The following is a 5,703-nucleotide window of genomic DNA, read 5'->3' as shown; positions in this document are numbered from 1 at the left end:
TGCCACTGATCGTCCTTCAGGTCCGAGGGGTACCGGCGTCGTTCCGTCACAGTCGATCCATACTGCTGACACGGGCCCGGCCGCTACAGGATCCTGGAACAGCGTCCGTGCCGGGCCCGCAAAAGCCGGACAGTTGGGGGGATTCCCCTATCGAACACCCTCTCAGGGGCACTCGGCCTCACCGAGCAGGGCCTGCTCGCCCTCGTCACGAACTGCGACGCAGTGCCGGACTCCACACGTGTCGCCCTCACGGTCGAGGAAGCCGCCCGTCGCCTCGGTGTCGGGCGGACCACGATGTAGGCCTCGTGTCCTCGGGCGAGGTGCCGTCCGTGATGATCGGCTGCTTGCGCCGGATCCCCGCCCAGGCGCTGAGCGACTACATCGCCGACCGTGGCGGTGCCACCGTCGCGCTCGTGGCTTGCGGGGGACGTCATGGCAAAGTCCCGTAAGCCCAACGGCGATTCGACCATCTACCAGGCCAAGGGCGGGCGGTGGCACGGCTACGTCACGGTCGGCGTGAAGGACAACGGCAGCCCCGACCGCTGGCACATCACCCGCAAGACCCGCCCGGAGATCACTAAGAGGAACTAACACAATGCTCGGACGCGCCTGTAGGTGATTACGCAGCAGCCAAGCTTGAGGAACGCCTCGTGGATGTCGTCGCGGATGTCCCAGCGGATCCGCAGGCGTCGGAAGCCGTGGATCCAGGCGTTTGTGCGCTCCACTACCCACCGGACGGTGCCCAGGCCTGAGCCGTGTGGCATACCTCGCCGAGCGATCACCGGCTTGATGCCGCGCTTCCCCAGCAGCCGGCGGTACTTGTCGTAGTCGTAGCCGCGGTCCGCGAACAACTGCCCGGGCCGGTGGCGCGGCCGGCCGGTCGTCCCTCGGATGTGTGGGATTGCGTCCAACAGCGGGAGCAACTGGGTGACATCGTGCCGGTTGCCGCCGGTCAGGGTGATGGCGAGCGGGGTGCCATGGGCATCGGTGATGACGTGGTGCTTGGAGCCCGGCCGGCCACGGTCGACCGGGCTCGGACCTGTTTTGGGCCGCCCCGACGGGCCTTGTGGTGTGAGCCGTCGATCACCGCCCTGGACCAGTCCAGCTTCCCGGCACGGTGCAGCTCGGTCAGCAGCACCTGGTGCAGCCGGTCCCACACCCCGGCCTCGTGCCAGTCCCGCAACCGGCGCCAGCACGTCATCCCGGAGCCGAAGCCCAGCTCCTGCGGAAGCCACTCCCATTGGATGCCGGTGTGCAGCACGAACAGGATTCCCTGCAGGCAGCCACGGTCGTCCAGCGGCAGCCGCCCCGGATGCCGCGAACGTCGCCGCCTGGCAGGCAGCAGCGGCTCAATCCGAGTCCACAGGTCATCTGGCACCACCCATGGCGGACCATTCATCCTTCCCACGGAAGAACCAACGACCCACTACGAAAAGAGACATGGCCCTACGAGCTCATTGTGTTAGTTCCTCTTAAGGCCGTCCGCGATCTGGAGGCCAAGCGCGACAAGGGTAAGGTGCCCAAGGCCGGGCAGCGCTAGACCGTCGAGAGCTGGCTCACCCACTGGGTCGAGAACATCGCGGCCCCCACCGTGGGCGAGAACACTATCGACGGCTACCGCGTCGCCGTCTACCACCACCTCATACCCGGCCTTGGCGCACATCGGCTGGAGAAGCTCGAACCCGAGCACCTCGAACGCCTCTACGCGAGGATGCAGAAGGCCGGCAGCTTGGCGGGGACCGCTCATCAGGTCCACCACACGGTCCGCGGGGCATTGAACGAGGCGGTCCGCCGTAAGGCCATCACCGAGAACCCGGCGACCATCGCGAAGGCCCCGGTGCTGGACGAGACGGAGGTCGAGCCGTACTCGGTCGAGGAGGTCCAGCGGCTCCTGCTCGAAGCGGCCAAGGCCCGCAACACCGCCCGCTGGGTCATCGCCCTCGCGCTTGGGTCTCCGCCAGGGGGAGGTGCTGGGACTACAGTGGGAGGACGTCGACTTCGAGGCTGGCGTCATCCTGGTGCGGCGTGGTCGGCTGCGGCCCCGCTACAAGCACGGCTGCGGTGACCGCTGCGGGCGCAAGCCCGGCTACTGCCCGACGAAGATCAACACTCGGCGGGAGACCAAGTCCACCAAGTCGAAGGCCGGCAAGCGGCCCATCGGCGTGCCCGAGGAGCTGATGAAGCTCCTGGTCCAGCACAAGGGGACGCAGGACCGCGAGCGCCTGCGTGCCCGCGACCTGTGGGTCGAGAAGGGGGTACGTCTTCACCTCGGAGGTCGGCGAACCGCTCAACCCCAACACCGACTACCACCGGTGGAAGGACCTGCTGAAGGCCGCCGAGGTCCGCGACGCTCGCCTTCACGACGCCCGGCACACTGCCGCCACCGTGCTGCTGATCCTCGGCGTCCCCGACGCCGTGGTCGACGCCATCATGGGCTGGGAGCCCGGCAAGTCCGCCCGGATGCGGCGGCGCTACCAGCACATGACCAGCCCCGTGCTCCAGCAGACGGCGGCCAAGGTCGGCGGCCTGCTCTGGCCTGCCCAGCCGAATGCAGCCGAGGACGATACCCCGGCCCCTGCAGCGGTGTCGGCTGCCCGCCCGGTGGAGTCCGTCTCCACCGAGGCGGCTGCCGAGTCTATGTCGGACCGGTCAGTGCTGTTCGTCGCATGCCTCGATGAGCACCGCATTCCATTCCTCCACCACGCGCATGCCCAGGCCGTGGTCGAGCAGTGGGGCGCCGAGCAGCCGGGCCGTGCGGCGGAGGCCGAGGAATGGGACCGGGTGAACTGGGAGGCGGACGGGGTGAGTGGCTCGTGCGCGGTACGTGATCGGTTTCCTGAAAAGCGGGTGGTCTTCCACGCCTTTGCGGTCCTCCGGCCTGACGGCGAGCGTCTCGATCTGGCGATGCTCGAGCAATGGGCCGTCATCGCATGGGACTTCGAGACCGGCCTCTACTCCGACCGGCCCGTCTCCTGGCGCACCGCTCGTCGCCCAGGAAGCTCCCAGTTGGTGGAGGCCCAGGTGCGCGGCACGGACAAGGAGGCGGTCGCTGCCGCGTATACCGAGGCGAAGGCCCAAGCCGTCGACCGGGCTCAGAACCCGGGCAAGTACGGCGATACCAGCGACTGGTAAGAGCGCACATTCGCCTGCTGCAGGGCCCCGACGTGACATTGGGGCCCTGCAGCAGGCGGCTATGGGCGAGGCGCCTCGGGCCTGGGCCCGATCGGCCCGCCCGCCTCGCAGCGTGCCTGTCCCTTCAGCCACCGACTCACGACCCCGAGCGGAGCTCCGATCTCTTTGGCGAGAGCCGTTTGAGTGGGCTGTGGTCCCTCTGAACGCCAGAAGCGCCACCGTAGGCGCTCGATCATTTCATCCGGGTGCCGCTGGCCCATGTGATGCTTCTCCCCCATGGGGCGGGTGCCGTGCAGCCGCACATCCGCCATGTTCTCGGCGTGGTCGCCGAGCTTCAGGTGAGCGGGGTTGTTGCAGTTGTTTCGGTATGCGGCCTCAGTGCATTTGTGAAGGACTTGCTGGCCTCGGATATCGGCGAGGGTCAGACCGTGAGCGACAACGTAGGCGATGCGGTGAGCGGGCGGCGTGTTCTGGCCGTCGAAGCGCATGAAGCCGTAGCCGAACCTATTGCGGGGCTTACCGATCCACGGCCAGCACACCTGTGGGCCGCCGGAAGAGTCCACCTGGGCGCGGAACTCGGAGATCCTAGCGGCACGTTCGAGGGCTGCCAGATCGGTGTCCTCAGGGATGTTCCACCCGCCGGGCGGGGGTGTCTCGGGGTCGTCCACGACCCGCGGGGTGGTTGGCCCGTCCATGCGGCCTTCCCGCCGGGCGCGGGCTTGGTCCCGGTTGTTCTCCGCTTGGCTGTCCAGACGCAAGTGTGCGGGGTTGCAGCAGGCTCGGTTGTCGCACAGGTGCCGCAACAGCAAGCCCACGGGCGCTTCGGGATGCCTGTGGGCGAGGGCATATGCGACAACATGCGCAGACGGTGGACCCACCAAGTTCTGACCTGACGAAGCCCACCCATAGCGATTGCGAGTCGTACCAGTCCATGGCCAGCACGCCATCGGGCCACCGGCGCGATCGATCTGCTTCCAGATCAGGACCTCGCGATAGAGACGGCGCTCGGGAGTCTCCTTCGGGCCGTAGAGGACGCCACCATCGGTGACCCGCTGGCCTTCGGTGCCGTGGAGGTGTTTGTACGTCTTGCCGTTCACCAGTTGGTTGATCCGGGACAGCGTCGCACCCAGGGCGGCAGCTATCTGGGTCTGTGTCATCTCGCCCGACCTGCATTTCTCCAGCGCCCAGAGAGCCTGCGTGTCCGTCAGGGACTGTCTCATGGTCGGGAGAGTAGGGCCGACTGCTGACAAACGGACCCAGGCGGCAGTGGCACCTGGCACACTCGCGCCATGACGACCGGCCAGTCCAACTCCACAGTCGCGCAGCCTCCCTGGTGGCGTCTCCTCAGTCGACTGCACCACCAGACAGTGGAGCGTCGGATCGCCTCCGCACAGCAGGCAGCGAACGTTTTCGGAACGCAGATCGATGAGTCGGCCCTGCGAAAGGCACTCACGAAGCGTCCGCACTGGTTTGCGGACCTGGCATTCGTGATCGTGCTTGGGGGGCTGGGCTGGAAGTTCATCTCCTGGACCAATGCCAACTACTGCGCGACCCCTGGCGTTGACCCCAGCGGGTGCGCCTCGGCTGCACGAGTCACTGCTATGCAGATCTTCCTGCTGATCATTGTCTCCCTTGCGGCGGTGGGTGCTGTCCTCACCGATAACCTCCGCGTGCGACGCATCAACAAGAGCGCCGTGGTGTTGGTCTACGCTGTGCGCGTTCTTGAGCTGTGCTCCCGGGTAGCTGGTGGCGAGCACCCGGCCTACTCGGACACCGCGGAGCTGGTCGGCAAGGTGGGGAGGCTACGCGAATCATTGATCTACTCGGCTGCGCGGGCGGCCTCCGACCTCACCGTTAACACGAAGGCCGACCGTGAGGTGCGAAACCGGGCAGCCCAGGTGTCGAACCACCTGGGCTGCATCGCCGACTCCGTGGCCGGAGACCCGGTGAGCGCGGCTAAGGACATCGGCGGTTCCGTGGCCCTCATCATTGACTCGGTGACCCGCGGAAAGTGGGACGACCTTCTGCAAGGCAAACCTCTCGCGACCGGCAGCCACGAGCAGCCCAGGAAGGGACCGAGGCAGAAACGGCCTGTGACAGCTGATGTCGTCGAAGGCCGGAGCCTTGCTGTGGCCTTCGTGGCCTCCCTGCTTCTCGTCGTCGTGATCTACGGGGGGCTGAACGTGATCAACAGTGTCCCGATCACACCGTCCCTCTTCCTCTCCGCCCCCATGCTCCTAATCTTCACCTTCATGCTGCTCGCCTACCGTCACGGTCTGATGGCTGCTCGGCGGATCGTCGGAGTCGTGCTCAGTGTTCGGCGATCTATTCGATCGAGCACGGGGGAGACCGAAACGGAACCAGACGCGAAGGCCGAGGAGCCGCCAGTTGCCGCCTGACATGGGGGCTGCGGGCAGCGAGGAACCGGTCACGACAGTGACTGCAACCAAAACTGCAACCACGAGACGACGAAGGCCCCCCCCCCCCAGCGGGGACGGCCCCCACTGGTGCCACGCCGGCGACGGGCGGGGGGTGAATAAAAGAAAAAGGGGGGGGGGGGGCCCCACACAC

At 66.9% G+C, this 5,703-nt stretch carries 4 protein-coding genes and 1 pseudogene; 3 read left to right on the top strand and 2 right to left on the bottom strand.

The features are described from left to right. The first annotated feature begins 432 nt into the window (after window positions 1-432). Window positions 433-591, top strand: a complete 159-nt coding sequence (locus tag ACFV4F_RS41990; RefSeq protein ID WP_380511052.1) for a hypothetical protein — start codon at window positions 433-435, stop codon at window positions 589-591. On the opposite strand, the gene ACFV4F_RS41985 is transcribed toward ACFV4F_RS41990, so the two are convergent. Then, window positions 588-1,399 (bottom strand): IS5 family transposase gene (locus tag ACFV4F_RS41985; RefSeq protein WP_380511049.1). Its coding sequence is split into 2 segments (ribosomal slippage): window positions 588-1,067 and window positions 1,070-1,399, totalling 810 coding nucleotides; the frame shifts between segments, so codons are not numbered across the junction. The two genes, ACFV4F_RS41990 and ACFV4F_RS41985, sit on opposite strands and share 4 nt — an antisense overlap. Before the next feature lie 75 nt (window positions 1,400-1,474). Here ACFV4F_RS41985 and ACFV4F_RS41980 point away from each other — a divergent pair. Next, a pseudogene (locus ACFV4F_RS41980) lies at window positions 1,475-3,132 on the top strand (tyrosine-type recombinase/integrase); the annotation flags it as partial. 59 nt (window positions 3,133-3,191) lie between these two features. Here the strand turns inward: ACFV4F_RS41980 and ACFV4F_RS41975 are convergent. After that, on the bottom strand, window positions 3,192-4,352 hold the full coding sequence (locus ACFV4F_RS41975; RefSeq protein WP_380511046.1) for an HNH endonuclease: 1,161 nt from the start codon (window positions 4,350-4,352) through the stop codon (window positions 3,192-3,194). A 69-nt stretch (window positions 4,353-4,421) separates the two neighbouring features. Here ACFV4F_RS41975 and ACFV4F_RS41970 point away from each other — a divergent pair, with 69 nt between their 5' ends. Beyond that, window positions 4,422-5,531, top strand: a complete 1,110-nt coding sequence (locus tag ACFV4F_RS41970) for a hypothetical protein (protein ID WP_380511044.1) — start codon at window positions 4,422-4,424, stop codon at window positions 5,529-5,531. Window positions 5,532-5,703 lie beyond the last annotated feature (172 nt).

This window comes from Kitasatospora sp. NPDC059722 (assembly GCF_042733235.1).
GTDB lineage: Bacteria > Actinomycetota > Actinomycetes > Streptomycetales > Streptomycetaceae > Kitasatospora.
Note: the sequence above shows the minus strand (reverse complement) of the source record. Positions and strands in the feature narration are given on the sequence as shown.